This window comes from Streptomyces sp. NPDC002577 (assembly GCF_053594815.1).
Map to the genome: position 1 here is coordinate 1 of NZ_JBSFWK010000063.1, position 17787 is coordinate 17787.

General features: G+C 71.0%; 14 protein-coding genes, 1 other RNA gene and 1 pseudogene. 5 read left to right on the top strand and 11 right to left on the bottom strand.

From position 1 onward, the window contains the following. Positions 1 to 196: 196 nt before the first annotated feature. Both ACWD4J_RS40495 and ACWD4J_RS40500 read left to right on the top strand, forming a co-directional pair. On the top strand, positions 197 to 673 hold the full coding sequence (locus ACWD4J_RS40495; RefSeq protein ID WP_451400559.1) for a glycine-rich domain-containing protein: 477 nt from the start codon (positions 197 to 199) through the stop codon (positions 671 to 673). A 73-nt stretch (positions 674 to 746) separates the two neighbouring features. After that, complete coding sequence (locus tag ACWD4J_RS40500) at positions 747 to 1415, top strand: class I SAM-dependent methyltransferase (protein ID WP_451400560.1); 669 nt, start codon at positions 747 to 749, stop codon at positions 1413 to 1415. A 227-nt stretch (positions 1416 to 1642) separates the two neighbouring features. On the opposite strand, the gene ACWD4J_RS40505 is transcribed toward ACWD4J_RS40500, so the two are convergent. Continuing rightward, positions 1643 to 1993, bottom strand: coding sequence for a hypothetical protein (locus tag ACWD4J_RS40505; RefSeq protein WP_451400561.1), 351 nt, complete (start codon positions 1991 to 1993; stop codon positions 1643 to 1645). Positions 1994 to 2522: 529 nt separating this feature from the next. On the opposite strand from ACWD4J_RS40505, the gene ACWD4J_RS40510 reads away from it, so the two are divergent. Beyond that, positions 2523 to 2858, top strand: a complete 336-nt coding sequence (locus ACWD4J_RS40510; protein ID WP_451400562.1) for an ankyrin repeat domain-containing protein — start codon at positions 2523 to 2525, stop codon at positions 2856 to 2858. Here the strand turns inward: ACWD4J_RS40510 and ACWD4J_RS40515 are convergent. The 6 genes and pseudogenes from ACWD4J_RS40515 to ftsE all read right to left on the bottom strand — a co-directional run. Further along, positions 2830 to 2982, bottom strand: a pseudogene (locus ACWD4J_RS40515) (transposase); the annotation flags it as partial. The gene ACWD4J_RS40510 and the pseudogene ACWD4J_RS40515 sit on opposite strands and share 29 nt — an antisense overlap. 100 nt (positions 2983 to 3082) lie before the next feature. Further along, positions 3083 to 3451: a transfer-messenger RNA gene (ssrA, locus tag ACWD4J_RS40520) on the bottom strand. Between the two features lie 97 nt (positions 3452 to 3548). Continuing rightward, positions 3549 to 4028 carry an SsrA-binding protein SmpB gene (smpB, locus tag ACWD4J_RS40525; RefSeq protein ID WP_451400563.1) on the bottom strand — a complete coding sequence of 160 codons (480 nt, stop codon included), beginning with the start codon at positions 4026 to 4028 and terminating at the stop codon, positions 3549 to 3551. 18 nt (positions 4029 to 4046) lie between these two features. Continuing rightward, positions 4047 to 5222 (bottom strand): S41 family peptidase, encoded by a 1176-nt coding sequence (locus ACWD4J_RS40530; RefSeq protein ID WP_451400564.1) that lies wholly within the window; start codon positions 5220 to 5222, stop codon positions 4047 to 4049. Positions 5223 to 5290: 68 nt separating this feature from the next. Further along, positions 5291 to 6208 (bottom strand): permease-like cell division protein FtsX, encoded by a 918-nt coding sequence (gene ftsX, locus ACWD4J_RS40535; protein ID WP_451400565.1) that lies wholly within the window; start codon positions 6206 to 6208, stop codon positions 5291 to 5293. Between the two features lie 43 nt (positions 6209 to 6251). Beyond that, positions 6252 to 6941: a cell division ATP-binding protein FtsE gene (ftsE, locus tag ACWD4J_RS40540; RefSeq protein ID WP_451400566.1), complete on the bottom strand. Its 690-nt coding sequence runs from the start codon at positions 6939 to 6941 to the stop codon at positions 6252 to 6254. 319 nt (positions 6942 to 7260) lie between these two features. Here ftsE and ACWD4J_RS40545 point away from each other — a divergent pair, with 319 nt between their 5' ends. Beyond that, positions 7261 to 7452, top strand: a complete 192-nt coding sequence (locus tag ACWD4J_RS40545) for a hypothetical protein (RefSeq protein ID WP_451400567.1) — start codon at positions 7261 to 7263, stop codon at positions 7450 to 7452. Positions 7453 to 7660: 208 nt separating this feature from the next. Here ACWD4J_RS40545 and ACWD4J_RS40550 read toward each other — a convergent pair whose 3' ends face one another. From ACWD4J_RS40550 to ACWD4J_RS40565, 4 genes are all read right to left on the bottom strand, one after another. Continuing rightward, complete coding sequence (locus ACWD4J_RS40550) at positions 7661 to 8317, bottom strand: LPXTG cell wall anchor domain-containing protein (RefSeq protein WP_451400568.1); 657 nt, start codon at positions 8315 to 8317, stop codon at positions 7661 to 7663. Positions 8318 to 8609: 292 nt separating this feature from the next. Next, positions 8610 to 9716 (bottom strand): peptide chain release factor 2, encoded by a 1107-nt coding sequence (prfB, locus tag ACWD4J_RS40555; RefSeq protein WP_451400569.1) that lies wholly within the window; start codon positions 9714 to 9716, stop codon positions 8610 to 8612. 310 nt (positions 9717 to 10026) lie between these two features. Further along, positions 10027 to 11286 carry a serine/threonine-protein kinase gene (locus ACWD4J_RS40560; RefSeq protein WP_451400570.1) on the bottom strand — a complete coding sequence of 420 codons (1260 nt, stop codon included), beginning with the start codon at positions 11284 to 11286 and terminating at the stop codon, positions 10027 to 10029. A 173-nt stretch (positions 11287 to 11459) separates the two neighbouring features. Then, positions 11460 to 13163 (bottom strand): serine/threonine-protein kinase, encoded by a 1704-nt coding sequence (locus ACWD4J_RS40565; protein WP_451400571.1) that lies wholly within the window; start codon positions 13161 to 13163, stop codon positions 11460 to 11462. A gap of 632 nt (positions 13164 to 13795) precedes the next feature. On the opposite strand from ACWD4J_RS40565, the gene ACWD4J_RS40570 reads away from it, so the two are divergent. After that, positions 13796 to 17764 (top strand): FHA domain-containing protein, encoded by a 3969-nt coding sequence (locus tag ACWD4J_RS40570; RefSeq protein WP_451400572.1) that lies wholly within the window; start codon positions 13796 to 13798, stop codon positions 17762 to 17764. Positions 17765 to 17787: the final 23 nt, after the last annotated feature.

The window sequence follows — 17787 nt, forward strand, 5'->3', positions numbered from 1 at the left end:
CAGTTGCACTCGCGTCACGCAAGAAGATCTACCGGCCCAGGCCCCTCCGCGAGGGCGGATCGCGCAGATTGATCACGACTCGATACGCGCCCTAGCCGCTGAAGACTCCCACCCGTCCTCGCACCCCGTGCACGACGGAGGGCGGGCGGGGCACCAAGCCCCCAACCAGGGCATCCGTCCACAACAGGAGGAAGACGTGACCATCGCGTTAGAGCGTCCCGTGGGTACCACCGACCCGGCCGTCCTCGTCGAACCCGAGGTGACCGAGCGACTCGCCCACCGCATCACCACCGACCACCCGGAGATCAGCGAGGCGACCGCACGCCGCATCGTCGGCCAGACCGCCGCGTTCCTCGCCACCTCCGGCCAGCAGCCCGGCCAGTCCCTCGCGCCGAGCAAGCTGGTGGACATCGGCTGGCACACGTTCATCCTGCACACCGTCGACTACGCCGACTTCTGCCAGAACGTCGTCGGCCAATTCGTCCACCACGTCCCGACCAGCGAGGACGAGCAGATGCCCGGCAGCCCCACAGAGACGCGTGAGCGCACCCTCGCGGCAATCACCGCCGCCGGGTACACGGTCGACGGGAAGCTATGGCCCGAGGCTTCGTCCGAATGCACCCAATGCCACGCCGGATGCACCGACAGCCCCAACAGCGGTGGCAAGAAGTAGCACCACCGACCGTGCAAGACTCCAGCCGTCCGGCGTCGCTGCCGGGCGGCTGGCCTTCTGATCGGAGCAGGCAGTGACAGAGACGGCAATCGCCTGGGATACCTACTCGCGGCTGCGGCCCGAGCGCCGGCCGGTGAACGCCCACGGCGAGACGACCTGGTTCAACTGGACCCAGTACGAGGACCACGGCCCGGGCGTCGAGCTCCTCGACCTGCCCGCCGGCGGGCGCGTCCTCGACCTCGGGTGCGGGAAGGGCGGCAACACGGCCCATCTGGCGGCGCTGGGTATGGACGCCGTGGGCATCGACGTCTCGCCTGTGCAGCTGCGCACCGCCGAGGAACGGTGGGGAGGAACCCGCGGGCTCGAGCTGCGCCGAGCGGAGGCCCTCGCCTTGTTGCAGGAGCACGGCGACGACTTCGACGCCGTGTACTCCGTGTACGGCGCTGTATGGTTCACCGACCCCGCGGCGTTACTGCCGCTCATCCGCCGCCGTCTCCGCCCTGGCGGCACGCTCGTCTTCTCGCAGCGGCCGCCCGTCGAAGGCTGCTACGGCTGCCAGGCGTCGTATATTCCCCGCGCCTCCGACGAGGACCCGCTCGTCGTGAAGCGCTGGGACTACGAGCCCCACGTCTGGATCAGGCTGCTGCGCGAGACCGGTTTCGAGGACCCCACGGCGCGGGTCCTGCCAGCACCGCCCGGCAACCGGAAGACCGGAACACTGATCGTCGCTGCCCGTGGCTGAATGCTGCAGACGAGCCCCACCGAGACACCGGTGTCCGGGTCTCTCCCATGTCTTGATCGTCTGCGCTTCGTACAAGCCTGGCCCCACACAGGGCGTAAAACTCTGACCAGGAGGCTTGGGCAGGTCCACAGTGTGTCCGGAAGGTCAACTCTGAGACACCCGACACAACCGGACCGCGAACATGGCTGTGCCCCGGGGAAGCCGCCGGGGCACAGCGATGGACGGGCTCAGAACTCGCCGTTGTCGAGCATCTCGCCGTCGGCGTTGTAGACGGTGACGAGACCGTTCTTGGACTGCTTCCAGTCGGCGAAGGCGGAAGCGATCAGCCGGGCCGTGGACGCGTCGCCGCTGACGATGTCACCGGTGAGGTCGGTGTAGACATCGGCGCTGTCGAGAATGTCGTTGGTCTCGTCAGCAACCCGGACCTTGGTGACATGCTTGACGGCCTTCTTCTCCGCCGACAGACCGTTCTTCTTCACGAAGGCGATGAACTGCTCGGCCTTGGTCTTGCCGTCGGCTTTGGGCTCGGTCGTCTCCTTGTCCTTCGCGCTGGTCTTCTCAGCGGAAGCCTCGGTCACCGAAGTGGACGCCTGGGCGTCAGCCTGCTCGCCGTCCCCTTGAGACGACACAGCAGCCACAACCACAAGGGCAGCAGCTACGCCAATGGTGATCTTTACAGCCTTACGCACTTCGGTATTCCTCAAAGCCTGAACGTTCCACGGCGCACCCCGATCGCCAGATTGCTCATGGAGTTTGCGACAGCGAAACCATGATCTTCAAATTTCAGCAAAGGATTGTGCTGGATGTCACGAGCCCGGTGAGCCCGGGAAGTTGGGAATTTCCTGCCTGCTTTCCATGATCCAGAACCTGGGATCAGCAGGCCCCAACCGCAAAGACCGACCACAGACAAGCGCCCGCGGCGGCTCTCCGTGACCTATGTCCACACGGAGAGAGGCCGCCACGATGCCCGGTTGAAGGCTCTTGGCTGACGGACCTCTGGTGCCGTTGCGGCATGCCGCTCCACATGGCCTTAGAGCCATCTCATTTGGCGACTGACGGTGGAGAAAGCCGCTGGGAGACGTGCTGCGGTGGCGGTTGAATGCCCTGGTGAGTGACTACTGGACACCCGCCCATCGCGCGGTCGAGCACGAGGACGCGGAGACCCTGGCCCGGTTGCTGGCCGACGGTTCCGATCCCGATGAAGTCTTCAGCAACATGACGCTGCTGACGCACGCGATCGATGTCGAGGGCGATGGCTCGCTGCGGAGCGGCCAACCGTTGACTGTGCATACCACTGCTGTGTTGCTGGCTTTCGGGGCTGATCCTGAGCTAGCAGATCAAGAGGGTCGCACTCCGATGGACATGGCCAATCATTACGGCCACGACCTGGCGGTGAACCTGCTACAGGCCCACATCAGAGGGCGAGCCGCCGATAGCAGATGAGGGCGCAGGCGAGCTCGGCCTTGCGTTCGTAGCGTCGGTGGAGGCGGCGATATGCGGTGAGCCAGGCCATCGTGCGTTCGATAATCCACCGGTGGCGTCCCAGGCGCCGTGAGGTCTCGCCTCCGCAGATCTGGCCAACCTGCCGTGTGCCCCCAGCCTGCCCCACAACATGGAAACGGCCCCTGCCCTGCTGATGTTTTCGCAGGTCAAAGGCCGTTTACATAGCGTGGAGATGGCGGGAATCGAACCCGCGTCCAACGGTGCGGAATCAGGGCTTCTCCGTGTGCAGTCCGCTTCGCTTTTCTCGGCCCCGGAGATCACGCGAACAAGTCTCCGACGGGCTCAGTCACTGTTTGGTTTCCCTCTTCACCCCGTGACCGGGATCAAGGTTTAGTCCCCTAGCTGATGCCAGGATCCGGGTCGGGAACAGCCCCGGGCTGACACTTCGCAAGTCGCTACTTAGGCAGCGAGGGCGAAGGAATCGCGCTTGGTGTTGGCGATTATTGGTTTCGGCCTGTGGTTTACGAGATCATGGCCGCTTCCTCGACACGCTTCCCCTGCTTCGACAGCCGCTGTCGAAACCGATCATCCCCATGTTGATTTTTCAAAACCGCGCCCCCTCGATGAGGGGCAGGTGCCATCGTACGTGACCAACGCCAGAGGGTGCCAGCCAATTCCCCCCGGCGTCGCTCAGGCCCGCTGCCGCCGGCGCGCCGCCGAGATCGCGCGGTCCGCCTCCCGGCGGTCCTGCTGCTCGCGCAGCGTCTGCCGCTTGTCGTACTCCTTCTTGCCCTTGGCCAGCGCGATCTCGATCTTGGCGCGGCCGTCCTTGAAGTACATCGCAAGGGGCACGATCGTGTGCCCCGTCTCCTGGGACTTGGAGAACAGCTTCTCGATCTCCTCGCGGTGCAGCAGCAGCTTCCGCTTGCGGCGGGCGCTGTGGTTGGTCCAGGTCCCCTGGCTGTACTCCGGCACGTGCACGTTGTGCAGCCACGCCTCGCCGTCGTCGAGCTGCACGAAGCCGTCCACCAGCGAGGCCCGCCCCTGGCGCAGCGACTTCACCTCGGTGCCGGTGAGGACCATGCCGGCCTCATAGGTGTCGAGGATGTGGTAGTCGTGCCGCGCCTTCTTGTTCTGCGCGATCAGCTTGCGCCCTTTTTCCTTTGCCATAGTGCCGCCATTTTCGCACTACGAGGGGGATCCGAGGCCACTCAATACCGTCTCGGCCTGCTTCTGCGCGCCTTTGTCCACCTCGAGGTCGGGTGTGATGCCCCGGCCGTCGACGGCGCGCCCGGACGGGGTGCGGTAGTGGCCGACGGTGAGCTCGGCGACGGACCCGCCCGGCAGCCGGCTCGGCATCTGCACGGAGCCCTTGCCGAAGGTCCTGGAGCCCACGATGACGGCGCGGCCACGGTCCTGCAGGGCGCCGGCGAGGAGCTCCGCCGCGCTCATGGTGCCGCCGTCGACGAGCGCGACCATCGGCCGCTCGGTGTCGCCGCCGGGTTCCGCGTGCAGGGCGCGCTCCTCACCCCGCACGTCGTACGTCGCGACGAGACCGCCGTCCAGGAAGGCGGAGGCCGCCGTCGCGGCCTCGCTGACCAGGCCGCCGGAGCTGCCGCGCAGGTCGAGGAGGATGCCGGCGCCGGCGGGGGCGTCGCGCACGGCGGACCGTACGCGGTCGCCCGAGCCCTTGGTGAAGGCCGCGATCTTGATGAGCAGGGCACCGCTCTTGAGCCGCCGGACGGTGACGGAGTCCGTGGAGAGCAGGGCCCGGCGCAGCGTCACGCTCCACGCGCGCGTGCCCCGCTGCATACCGAGGGTCACAGCACTTCCGGCCGCCGCGCTCTTCTCGTCGCCGCGCAGCAGGGCCACGACCTCGGTGGTGGGCCGGCCCGCTATGCGCTCGCCGTCGACCGTGCTCAGCCAGTCTCCCGCGCGGATGCCGGCCCGCTCGGCGGGCCCGCCGGACTGGACGCGGGCCACCTGGATCCGCCCGTCCTGTGCGCGGCTGGCCCACAGCCCGACACCGGTGTACTCGCCCTCGAGGGCCTGCTCGAACTTCTCGTACTCGGTGGGTGAGTACACGGCGCCCCAGCGGTCCCCGCTACGGCTCACGGCCCGCTCAGCGGCATCCGTGACGGACTTGCCGTCGGCCATCGCCTCCGCAGCCGCCTTGGTCACGTCCTCCTCGTGCGCGGCGGAGACCGAACCGAAGGAGCCGGCGGCGGACTTACGGGACTGACCGGGCTCGGTGTGCCAGGCACCGGTGGCCACACCGGTGGCCAGCACGCCTGCGAAGACCAATGTCAGGGCAGCCCCGTGGCGCGCGCGGCGGGGCCTGGAGAACGGGTCAAGACCTGACATGCCGGTGAGTCTAGGACAACGCAGAGCGCCGCACGGTGCGTTGGACCGCGCGGCGCTCTGGTCATGCGTCACACCTTCAGGTACTTGCGCAACGCGAAGAACGCGGCAAGCGCCGGCATCAGAAAGCTCGTCGCGAGGATCAGCGGGAGCTTCATGAACACGGCGTCCCAGCCCACGAAGTTGATCAGGTTGAGCTTCGAGGACAGGGCCATGCCGTGGTCGATGGTGAAGTAGCGCCCGATGATCAGCAGAACGCAGGCGAGACCGCCGCCGATCAGACCGGCGACCGAGGCCTCCATGATGAACGGCGCCTGGATGTAGAAGCCGGAGGCACCGACCAGGCGCATGATCCCGGTCTCGCGCCGCCGGCTGAACGCGGAGACGCGCACCGTGTTGACGATCAGCAACAGCGCCACGATCAGCATGAGCGCCATCACGCCGAGCGCGGCCCGGTTCATCAGGTTCAGCAGCCCGAAGAGGTTGTCCAGGATGCCCTTCTGGTCCTGCACCGACTGCACGCCGTCCCGGCCGTTGAAGGCGGTCGCGATGACCTGGTACTTCTCGGGGTCCTTCAGCTTGATGCGGTACGACTCCTGCATCTGGTCCGGGGTGAGGGAGTCGGCCAGCGGCGAGTCGCCGAACTGCTCCTTGTAGTGCTTGTACGCCTCGTCGCTCGACTCGTACGTGACCTTCTCGACGACCGGCATCTTCTTCAGATCGCTCTCGATCTGCTTCTTCTGCTCGGTCGTGACGGCGCCCTTGGCGCAGTTGGGGTCCGACTCGGCGTCGCTCTTGTTGCAGAGGAAGATCGAGACGTTGACCTTGTCGTACCAGTAGCCCTTCATCGTGCTGACCTGGTCGCGCAGCAGCAGCGAACCGCCGAACAGGGCCAGCGAGAGGGCGACGGAGACGACGACCGCGAAGGTCATCGTGAGATTGCGGCGGAGACCGACGCCGATCTCCGACAGGACGAACTGGGCGCGCATGGCGTCTACTCAGGCCTTTCCATGGACAGGTGCTCGGAGCCGGTCAGTGCTGGTAGCCGTAGACGCCACGTGCCTGGTCGCGGACGAGGCGGCCCTTCTCCAGCTCGATGACGCGCTTGCGCATCTGGTCCACGATGTTCTGGTCGTGGGTCGCCATCACGACGGTGGTGCCGGTCCGGTTGATGCGGTCGAGGAGCTTCATGATCCCGACGGAGGTCTGCGGGTCGAGGTTGCCCGTGGGCTCGTCGGCGATCAGCAGCTTGGGCCGGTTGACGAAGGCCCGCGCGATCGCGACGCGCTGCTGCTCACCACCGGAGAGCTCACCCGGCATCCGCTCCTCCTTGCCGCCGAGCCCTACGAGGTCGAGCACCTGCGGCACGGACTTGCGGATCTCACCGCGTGACTTGCCGATGACCTCCTGCGCGAACGCGACGTTCTCGGCGACCGTCTTGTTCGGCAGCAGGCGGAAGTCCTGAAAGACGGTTCCCAGCTGGCGGCGCATCTGGGGCACCTTCCAGTTGGACAGCCGCGCGAGGTCCTTGCCCAGGACATGCACCTGTCCGTGGCTGGCGCGCTCCTCGCGCAGGACCAACCGCAGGAAGGTGGACTTTCCGGAGCCGGAGGAGCCGACCAGGAACACGAACTCACCACGCTCGACCTCGAGGGACACATCCCTCAGAGCGGGGCGGGTCTGCTTGGGGTAGACCTTGGAGACGTTGTCGAATCGGATCACGGATGCACCACGGGTCGCCGGGGGTAGGTGACCGTGACCATACGCGAACCTGGCGCCGGGGCGCAGTCGGCCTGCTCACTTGCTCTCCGGTTGCACTATTTGTCATGGAACGGAACGGGCTGAATCCGGCGTGCCGCGGGCAGGATCGGAGGAGCCGCGCCGAAATCCGCGGAAGCTGGCACAGTGGAGGAGGGAACTGCGGTCCACCGCGGACCGTTGTTCAGGTGAAGACACAGCAACATTCGACTGAGCAGACCCCGGCGGCAGACGACCAGCTCCGCGGGAGCGGCGCCGGTTCAGACGCAAGGAGGGCAAGCGCATGACCTACGACCGACTGGTGTGTGCGAACTGCGCTGCGCCTGTGAGCGAAGGCCGCTGCCCCGTCTGCCGGGCGAACCGGGAGCGGCTGCAGCAGGAGGGCCCGTTCGGAGGCCTCAACCCGATGGCGCTGATAGCGCTGCTGGCGGTGCTGATCGCAGCGGTGGCCCTGTTGGCGCACCAGACCGTGTAGTCCACAAGCCGGTCACCGCACGTAACCGCGCAGCCACTCTGAGGCGCCCACGTAGAACGGGCCTCCGATCACTTACAGAACGTAATGAAACACTGAGCGTCACCGCGGCGCGGACGTGTCAACGAGGCCAATGAGAAGGGCCCGGAGCCAGAAGCGCTCCGGGCCCTTGCCCATGCCGGGCGTCGTACGCGTACGGCGCCGCCGTTGATCAGACGGCGGCGCGACCGCCCACGAGGCGCGGCAGCAGGCGGAAGCCGATGCCACCGGCGATCATCGTGGCGGCACCGATCAGGAGGAAGGTGGTCTCGGCGGCACCGGTCTCGGCGAGCTCGCCCGAGTCCTTGGCCTGCTCGGAGCCGGTGTCCGTCAGCGCCTCCTTGCCCTCGTTCTGCTCGACGGGCTGAGAGCCGCCGTCGGGGTCGGTGTTGTCGTTGCCGCCACCGTTCCCGTTCCCGTTGCCGTTCCCGTTGCCATTGCCATTGCCGTTCCCGTTGCCGTTCCCGTTACCCGGGTCCGAGGGGTCCTCGGTGGGCTCGGTCGGCTCCTGGGTGGGCTCCGTGGGGTCCGTCGGCTCGACCGTGGGCTCGGTCGGGTCGGTGGGGTCGGTCGGGTCCGTCGGGTCCGTCGGGTCCTCGCCCGGGATACCGGTGTCGGAAGGCGCCGGGTCCTCCGGCTCGTCGGCCGCCGGCACGTTCACGTCGACACCGACGCCGCTGTCGTCGGCCTTCGCGTCGACGCCCACGACACCCAGGTCGACACCGACGTCAAGGGCCGAAGCGGCACCGGCGGCGGTCAGCGAAGCACCGGCGGCGATCACCGCACCGGCTGCTATCCGCGCCACGCGGATCCGCGTCTTCTTGGTCATCTGCCTGCTACCCCCAGTAGCTGATCGTCAATGGAGCAGCGCCCGGGGCAGCGGTGGGGCAACTCTCTTGAGTGGGCCCCCTGTTCACACGCGCCCCAGAGATACGCATGCCGCGCGTTAGCCTTCCCAGTTTTCACAGCAACGTCAAGGTCGTTGCGCACGCGATGCCGGATATGGGGTGACTTGACCGCCGTAAAGACATGTGAGTGTGATGTAAAAGGCAGACAATCAGGAACACAAAAGGCAACTGCCGCTCATTGAGCGGCAGTTGCCTTGTCGACAAACCGGCAGGTTATTTCTCCTGCTGCTTGCGCCAGCGAATTCCGGCCTCGAGGAACCCCTCGATCTCGCCATTGAAGACGGCCTCGGGGTTGCCCACTTCGTGCTCCGTCCGCAGGTCCTTGACCATCTGGTACGGGTGGAGGACGTACGAACGCATCTGGTTGCCCCAGGAATTGCCGCCGTCGCCCTTGAGGGCGTCCATCTTGGCCTGCTCCTCCTGGCGGCGCCGCTCGAGCAGCTTCGCCTGCAGGACGTTCATGGCCGTGGCCTTGTTCTGGATCTGCGAGCGCTCGTTCTGGCAGGAGACGACAATGCCGGTCGGAAGGTGCGTGATGCGCACCGCGGAGTCGGTGGTGTTGACGCCCTGACCGCCGGGCCCGGAGGACCGGTAGACGTCGATCCGCAGCTCCGTCTCGTCGATCTCGACGTGGTCGGACTGCTCCACGACCGGGAGCACCTCGACACCGGCGAAGGACGTCTGGCGGCGGCCCTGGTTGTCGAAGGGCGAGATGCGGACGAGGCGGTGGGTGCCCTGCTCCACGGAGAGCGTTCCGTAGGCGTACGGCGCCTGGACGGCGAAGGTGGTCGACTTGATGCCGGCCTCTTCGGCGTACGACGTCTCGTAGACCTCGGTCTTGTAGCCCTTCTGCTCGGCCCAGCGCAGATACATGCGCTGCAGCTTCTCGGCGAAGTCGGCGGCGTCGACGCCGCCGGCCTCCGCGCGGATGTTCACGAGCGCCTCACGGGCGTCGTACTCACCCGAAAGGAGGGTCCGGACCTCCATCTCGTCCAGCGCCTTCCGGACGTCGGTGAGCTCCTGCTCGGCCTCCGCGCGGGTGTCGGGATCGTCCTCGGCCTCGGCGAGCTCGAAGAGCACGCCGAGGTCGTCGATCCGCCCGCGCAGGGCCTCCGCCTTGCGGACCTCGGCCTGCAGGTGGGAGAGCCGGCTGGTGATCTTCTGCGCCTCGTCGGGGTTGTCCCACAGGGACGGCGCGGCCGCCTGCTCCTCGAGCACGGCGATGTCTGCCCTCAGCTTGTCGAGGTCCAGGACGGCCTCGATCGACTCCATGGTCGAGGAGAGGGACTTGAGCTCTTCGGATACATCGACGACTGCCACGCCCTCCAGCGTAACGGCTGGCGCAACGTTCGCTTCCCCCTCCGGGGGGGTGCGCGTAACCACTGCGTGGTGCACGTCGTACGCTCAGTAGCCGCCTCCGGGTGCGCCCACCCACTGCGTGGTGCAAGCCATACGCAGGGTCACCCGCCGTCGTGGGTTGTGCCCACCCTCCCCCACTGCCTTAAGGGCGTGGGAGGTGCCCCCAGCCCTGCGGAACGCCTGCCCACAACGGTGACGGCGGGGCCACCGGCCGGTAGACGCCCGCGTGCCGCGACCACCACCGGCAGAGGCGCCCACCCGCACGCCCCCGTCAGGGACTGGCAGGCGCCGAGGTCTCCGTGTCCTGGGGTGTCGCCCCCGCGTCGCCCCCCGACGTGGCCAGCCACGCCCCGACGCCCACCGCGGCCGCCAACACCACCCCGGCGACCCCCAGCGTGATCCGCCGCCGCCGCGCAGCGGCCCGGTGCCGGGCGGACCCGGGCCGCGGCACACCCGCCGCCCGCGGAGCCCGCGCCGTCCCCCGGGCTCCTCCGGCGAGCTCGTCGGGCGCCGGGACCCGCATGCTCGTGTGCGTGTCCCGGTTCGAGTCGGGCGCAGCCCCCCGCACCAGCGGCACGGCGCCCCGCCGGGCGTCCCCGCGGGCCGGGGCCGGCGCCGGATCGTCGTACGCCGGCCCGGGAGGCGCCGCCGCGGCCGCTTCGTCCTCCGGCTCCTCGTCCGGCTCGTCCACATCCAGCGGCGGCATCCCGGCGAGCAGCGGCAGCTGCTGCCGGAGCCGGGCCCCGAGCTCGGAGGCCCGCAGCCGCGAGGCCGGAGCCTTGGCCAGACACTGCACGAGCAGCTGCCACAGCTCGTCCGGGATGCCCGGCAGCGGCACGACCGTCTCGGTGACGTGCCGGCGCAGCACCGCCCCGGGGTGCCCGCCGCCGAAGGGCGTGAACCCGGCCAGCAGCTCGTACAGCACGGTGGCCAGGGCGTAGATGTCCACGGAGGCCGTCGGCGGCAGGCCCTCGATGATCTCCGGCGCGAGATAGTCGGGGGTGCCGATGATCTTCGTCGCGCGGGTGCGCCGGGGCGTGTCGATGAGTTTGGCCACACCGAAGTCGGTGAGCAGCGCGGGATGCGAGCCGCCGGGACCGAGCGGCCCCTGCATGTCCAGCAGGACGTTCTCCGGCTTCACGTCGCGGTGCACGATGCCGGCGGCGTGCGCGGCCGCGAGTCCGTCCGCCACGTCGGCGACGACGGCGACAGCGGCCTCGGGGGCGAGCCGCCGTTCGCGCTCGAGCCGGGTCCGCAGATCCGTACCGCGTACGAGATCCATGACCAGCGCGAGGTCGTTGCCGTCGACGACCAGGTCGCGCACACCGACCACATTCGGGTGGTCGAGGCCGAGCAGCGCGGTGCGCTCCTGGACGAAGCGTCCGACCAGCTCCTGGTCGGACGCGAGGTCCTCGCGCAGCAGCTTGATGGCGACGGGCCCCTCGGGGCCCTCACCCAGCCACACCGTGCCGGCGCTGCCGCGTCCCAGGATCTGGTGGGCGGTGTACCGGCTGCCGATCTTCCGTGCCAAGACTGCTCCTACGGACGCGTGTCGGCGACACTGTGCTCTCCCGGGCCGGGCGCATCAGTGGCTGCCACCGCGGCCTCCTGGCCCGGCCTCAGCCGATAAAACTACGCGTCCGCGGAGCCAACCTTCACTTCCGCGGAGGAAATCACCCTGCAGATGTCGATAAATCCCCAGAGTCACCCGGAGCCGGAGCCCGATCCGCCGCCGAGTTGCCCGAACCAGTCCGTGACCGTGTTGAACCAGTCCGTCAGCTGATCCCAGTAGCCCTTGGTCGTGCCGATCCACTCCTGGAGGGGGCTCAGCTCCCAGATGAGCCAGCCCGCCACGAACAGGATGACGATCGTGAACAGGCACCCCTTGAGGCAGCCGAGGCCCGGGATCCTCATCGGGTTGGCGCTGCGCTGCCTCGGCTGCCGGGGCTCGGGCTCCGGCCGGGGTGCCTGCCGCGGCGGCTCCGCATAGCGCTGGGGCTGCGGCTGGGGGGCGGGCGCGGGGGCGTACCGCTGCGGCTGCTGTCGCTGCGGCGCGTACGGCTGAGGCTGCTGCTGCGGTTGCGGTTGCGGCCGCTGCTGCTGGGGGCTCGGCTGCGGGCGCGCGACCTGGCGCTGAGGCCGGCGCCGCAGCGGGTCCTGGTTCGGGTCCAGGTACTGGATCTGCGTCTGTTCGTTGCGGTCGCGGGCCGCGCGCAGCTGGTTCTGCCAGGGGTGCGGTTCCTCGGGCGCCCCGCCGGAGGGGTGCTGTGCGCCGGGCCGGTTCTGCGGCATCGGCGGCATGACGGCGGTCGGATCGGGCGCGCCGCGGTTCGGCAGGACCGCGGTCGGGTCGGCGGCGCCGGAACCGGCGGTGTGCGGCATGACACTGGTCGCGGCGTTCGGGTCGTACGCACCCAGGTTCGCCCCCGCGCCCGCTCCGTGGGGCAGCACCTGCGTGGGGTCTGCGGCGCCCGGGATCCCGGGGACCGCGGCGGGGGACGGGTCCGGCGCGAGCAGGGCGCCGACGCCCTCCGCGGCCGCGATCTGCATCGCGTTCGCGTGCACGCCCACGCCCTCGGCGACGACGCGCAGTCCGCGCGCGAGGTTCTCGGCGCTGGGGCGTTCGTCCGGGTTCTTGCGCAGGCAGCGCTCTATGACGGTCCACAGGGGGTCGGGCACCGTGGACGGGCGGCGCGGCTCCGCGCTGAGGTGCTGGTGGAGCACCTCGAGAGCCGAGGTGCCGGCGAACGGCGGACGCCCGGTGACCAGCTCGTACAGCATGATCCCCGCGCCGTAGACGTCGACGGCGGAGGTCTGCGGGCGGCCCTCGGCGGACTCCGGCGCGACGTACGCGGGCGTGCCGACGAACTCGTGTGTGCGGGTCAGGCCCGGCGAGTCCGCGAGGCGTGCGATGCCGAAGTCGGTCAGCATCGGGTGCATCTGGCCGCCCTCCTGCTTCAGCAGGACGTTGGCGGGCTTGAGGTCCCGGTGCACCACGCCGTCGGCGTGGCTCGCGGCCAGCGCGTCGGCGACCTGGGCGGTCAGCAGGGCGGCGGCGACGGGGCTGAACGGCCCGTTCTCGCGCAGATAGCGGTGCAGGTCCGGGCCGTCGACCAGGTCCATGACCAGGGCGAGCAGATCGCCCTCCACGACGAGGTCGCGCACCCGCACGATGTTGGGGTGCGTGAGCCGCAGGAGTACGGATCGCTCGCGCAGGAAGCGCATCACGACGTCCGCGTCGTTGGCGAGCTCCTCCTTGAGGACCTTGATCGCCACAGTCTCGCCGGGCTGGCCCGGCACGGCCGCTTCCGCGCCCGCGGTCTCCCTCTGGCGGGCTCGCCAGACGGTGCCCGTGGCGCCGCGTCCGAGCGGCTCCTCGAGCAGGTACTTGCTGCCTACCGGCCGCACGTCATGCGCTCCCTGCTTGTTTCTTGCCCTGGCTGGTCTGTTGCTCGCACTGGTGTGCTTGCTTCTGCCTGCTGTGCTTGGTTTGTGTTTCGTCCGCTTGCTCTGCTGGACTTGACTGCGCCTGCTGTCCGGCCGCCGTGACGGCTTCCGGAGGGTTCGGCGGTTGTCAGCGCCTGTCAGCGGTTCCCGGCAGTTCCCTGCGGAGCCGCCGTATCTCGTGGACCTCGCGGCCCGGTGGTCCCGGTGGCCGTGACCGTCCCGATGTTCCGAACCACTGTAGTGGGAGCAAGCGGACCTCCGGCCTGTCGACTTCCTGTGTGATCCTCCCCGAGACACGTCCGTTCGTGGTGGGGAAAGACGCGCTGCCGGGGGTGTTGGTTGCCGGTTTCACATCGGTACCGCGTCGCTGCTCGCGTTCCGCGGACGGTCCCAACCGGACAGCGGCATCGCGCAGGGCGGGTACTTTTGCGGGCAGAGCCGACCAATCAAGATCACTTACGGGTGGTCGCCGGGCGTGTTGTCAGCGGCAGGTGCGAGGATGCCTCCCGTACTGGCCGACGTGCCCGTGTGCGGTGGGGGGAATCACAGCGCAACCCCGTGCCGGGTGCCCGCAGAAGGGACTGCTGACGGCGATGCAGATCCGGCTGACCGTCCTGGGGCCGCGACCCGAACCGACGGGCCGCGCGGCCGTGTGCGACGTGCTGGTCACCGCGCCGGCCGGGACCGCGCTCGCAGCGGTCGCCTCGGGCCTGGCGGCGGCGGTCGCGGGCGGCGACGGTCCCGCGGTGCTGTACGCGGGCGCGGAGCGGCTCGACGCGCAGCGCTGCACGCTGGGCGAACCGCCCCTGGTCGACGGTGCCGTGCTCGCGCTGGGCGCTCCCGCCGATCCCGGCCCCGACCTGGAGGGCGCCACGGCCCAGCTGCACGTCGTCGCGGGCCCCGACGCGGGCGGCGTCCATCTGCTGCACGGCGGGCGGATCGACATCGGCCGCTCGGCGGACGCCGACGTACCGCTGGACGACCCGGACGTGTCGCGGCTGCACTGCGCCGTGACGGTCGCCCCGGACGGCGGGATCTCCGTCACGGATCTCGGCTCCACGAACGGCACGACGGTGAACGGCACGCCGATAGGCGACCGCCCTGTCCGCCTCCAGCCCGGGGCCCTGCTGCGCCTCGGTGAATCCGCCCTCCGGCTGGCACCGACGGGGGACGCGGCGGCCACGCTGCCGACGGCGCCGGACGGCGAGGGCCACCTGCGCGTGCTGTGCCCCGCCGGAGCGGCGCAGGGCGACGACCCCGACGCGGCACACGCGCGCGTGGCCGACGGTCATCCGGCTCAGGTTCCCGCCGCGGGCCGGGGCGGGCCAGGACCCTCCGGCGAGACGCACCATGCGTACGGCATGGGGACGCCGGACCGGGACACGGGGGCGGGCGACGGCGGGCGAGCCACGTACGGAGAGGGACCGGCCGGAGCCTGGACCCGCGCGGACGTCGGCCCTCACGAGACGTATGCGGCGGGGAGCGGTGACCCCGGGGCGGACCGCGGTGGCCGGCGGCAGAGCGGTCCGGCGGAGTCCGCAGCAGGCGCGGCCGCCCGGCACGAGAGCGCGTTCGGGCATACGGACACGGGGGCCGGGCGAGACGGCGTCCTCGGCCCGGCCGCAAGCGTCGGCGAGGGCACGGATCCGGAGGCGGAGCTGCTGCCCGACGAGCGCACGCGTATGGGCACCCCCGCCCGCGGCACGACGGTGCCGCGGAGCCTGCGTCGCCGCGGAGGCCTCACGGCCTGGGCCCGACGGCTGGCGCGCGGCAGGGACGATCACGGCGAGGCCGCCCCGGCCCGCGCGGACGGGGCGTCGCCGCAGGAGCGGACACCGGTGGGCGCCACCGCACCCGAGCCCTGGCCGGACCCGGCGGCGCTGCTGCTCACGGCCCTCGGCCCCGGGCCGCGACTGTGGGAGCGCGGGCCGGACCACCCGGAGGCGCTGGTGGTGCGTCTCGGCACCGCCGACCGGCCGGCTCCGAGTGGCGCGGGCCTGCTGCCCGCGGTGCCCGTGACCGTCGGGTTGCGGGAGTCCGGCGCGCTCGGCCTGGCGGGCCCGCGCGAGCGGCTGGCCGGACTCGCCCGGTCCGTGATCGCGCAGCTCACCGCGTTGCACTCGCCCGACGTGGTCGAGATCGTGCTGATCAGCACGGACCGCGCGCGCCCCGTGCAGGACCGCACCGCCGAGTGGTCCTGGCTCGGCTGGCTCCCCCATCTGCGTCCCGGCCACGGCCAGGACTGCCGTCTGCTCCTCGCCTACGACCGCGAGCAGGCCGCCGCCCGTACGGGCGAGCTCCTCCGGCGCCTGGACGATCACCTGCGCGAACAGAAGCTCGCGGGTCCGCCCGGCGCGGGACACCCTGCGCGGGAGGGCACGCCGTCCTGGGCGGCCGGGAGGGAGAATCCCGGCTGGTCGGACGGTAGGGGTGAGGCCCTCGCCCGCGAAGGGGAACGCCTGGGCGGCGTCCCGTCGGGTTCATCCGGCACCGGGGCTGACGGCCGTCGGCCCGGCCGCGATCACGGATACGACGCCCACGACGGGCACGGCGATCACGCCGGACGCGGGCAGTGGGCGTACGGGCACGACACCGGCGGGCCGGGCCACGGCCACACGGCGTACGGGCACGCGCCCCACACCGACGGGCGCCTGCCGCGCGACGGCGGGCCGGGACGGCCGGCGGCCGCAGACGGGTCTGCCCGGTATGCCGCCGGAGGTGCACGAGGTGCACGTCCCGGGCCGTACACGGTGGTCGTGGTGGACGGGGACCCGGGCTCGGCCGGCCTGCGGGAGGCCGTGAGCCGGCTCGCCGAGCAGGGCGCCGCCGCGGGCATCCACGTCGTGTGCCTCGCCGAGACCCCTGCCGCATCGCCCGCCTCACCGCTCGCGGAGACGTACGAGGCCGCCTGTGCCGAGTCCCCGGCCTTCCGTGCCTGCGGGGCCGCGGCGCTGCTCAGCGGCGACGTGGCCACGGCCCTGCGGCTGCTGCGCACGGTCCGCGGAGAGATCGCCGGGCACGGCACGGTGGCTGCGGTCGACGCGGTGTCGGCGGCCTGGATCGAGCGGTTCGCACGGGCGTTGGCGCCGTTGCGGATGGACGGCGCACCGGGCGAGCGGCACGCGCGCGTGTCCGCTCCCCTGCCCCAAGCGGCCCGGCTGCTGGACGAGTTGGGACTCGCACGGGCCACCCCGGCCTCGCTCATGGCGCGTTGGGCGGCCGCGGGCGACAGTCCGGAGGCCCTCGGCGGCCGTGCCTGGCCGGTGCTGGGTGCCGGGCCGCGGGGCCCGGTCTGCGTGGACCTCGCGGCCGAAGGCCCGCACATGCTGATCGACGGCCCGCCGGGCGCCGGAAGGACGGAGTTGCTGCGCTCGGTGGCCGCGTCGCTGGCCGCCGCGGAGCGGCCCGACCGCCTCGCCCTCGTCCTGATCGACGGCCGCGACGCCGGGGCGGGGAGCAGCGGGCCCGCCACCACGGGCGGCGGCGGCACGGGGACCGCCGGGCGCGGCGACGGTCTGCGGGTCTGTACGGACCTGCCGCATGTCACGACGTATCTGACGGCCAACGACCCCGTCCGTATGCGGGAGTTCGCACAGTCGCTGACGGCCGAGCTGAAGCGCCGCGCCGAGCTGCTGGGGCGGCTCGGCTTCACCGACTGGCACACGCAGCGCGAGGTGTCCGGCCGGATGGTGGCGCAGCGGTCGGCCGCGGGAGTCCGGTCGCCCGGGCGGCCGGAGGCCCCTGCGGCGCCGCGGGCGACGGCCGGAGCCTCCTTCGCGCCCCATGCGTCATCCGCGTTCTCCGAGACGTCGGCGTCCTCCGGGATGTCCGCACAGCACTCGTCCCCGCTGCACTCCTCCCCGCAGCCCGGCGCGCACATCTCCGGCACCGGGGCGCACGGCGACCAGGCGTCCGCTGCCCAGACACCCGGCACACCGCCTCCGGGTACGCAGGCGGCCCCGCAGGCGTCCGGAGATCTGGACGCTCCGCCGAGCTCGACACTGCGGCTGCGGCCGGCAGGGCGCCGGGAGCGTCCCGAGCCGGGGCCGCCGCTGCCCCGGCTCGTCGTCATCGTGGACGACGTCGACGCGCTGCTGGCCCCGGCCCTCGGGTCGCCCGGACGCCCCGCGGCCGGCTCGGTCGTACGCGCGCTGGAGGCCGTCGCACGGGACGGCGAGCGGCTCGGCGTACACCTCGTGGCGGCCACCGCGAGCGCGGCCCGTACGGCGGAGACGGAGCTCGGGCGGTCGGCGACGCTGCGGATCGTGCTGGAGGCGCCGTCGGGCGGGGCCGATGATCCCGCGCCGGGTCGCGGGACCCTGCGGACCGCCGACGGGCGGACGACACCGTTCCAGGCGGGGCGGGTCACGGGGCGCATTCCCCGGACCGGGACGCTGCGTCCCACGGTCGTGGCGCTGGACTGGGAGCGGATGGGGGACCCGCCGGCCCGGCGGCCCGTGCGGGAGCTGGGGAACGGGCCGACGGACCTGGCGCTGCTGGCCAGTGCACTGGAGCGCGCCGCGCGCTCGGTGGAAGCCGCCGAGGTGCCCTCCCTGCTGTGAGGGATGTGTGAGGGCGTTCGAGG

What these genes read in the sequence shown, in the direction of transcription:
- ACWD4J_RS40545 (WP_451400567.1), top strand. Translation starts at nt 7,261, where the DNA reads ATGACCTACGACCGACTGGTGTGTGCGAACTGCGCTGCGCCTGTGAGC.
- ftsX (WP_451400565.1), bottom strand. Translation starts at nt 6,208, where the DNA reads ATGCGCGCCCAGTTCGTCCTGTCGGAGATCGGCGTCGGTCTCCGCCGC.
- ACWD4J_RS40550 (WP_451400568.1), bottom strand. Translation starts at nt 8,317, where the DNA reads ATGACCAAGAAGACGCGGATCCGCGTGGCGCGGATAGCAGCCGGTGCG.
- ACWD4J_RS40570 (WP_451400572.1), top strand. Translation starts at nt 13,796, where the DNA reads ATGCAGATCCGGCTGACCGTCCTGGGGCCGCGACCCGAACCGACGGGC.
- ACWD4J_RS40530 (WP_451400564.1), bottom strand. Translation starts at nt 5,222, where the DNA reads ATGTCAGGTCTTGACCCGTTCTCCAGGCCCCGCCGCGCGCGCCACGGG.
- smpB (WP_451400563.1), bottom strand. Translation starts at nt 4,028, where the DNA reads ATGGCAAAGGAAAAAGGGCGCAAGCTGATCGCGCAGAACAAGAAGGCG.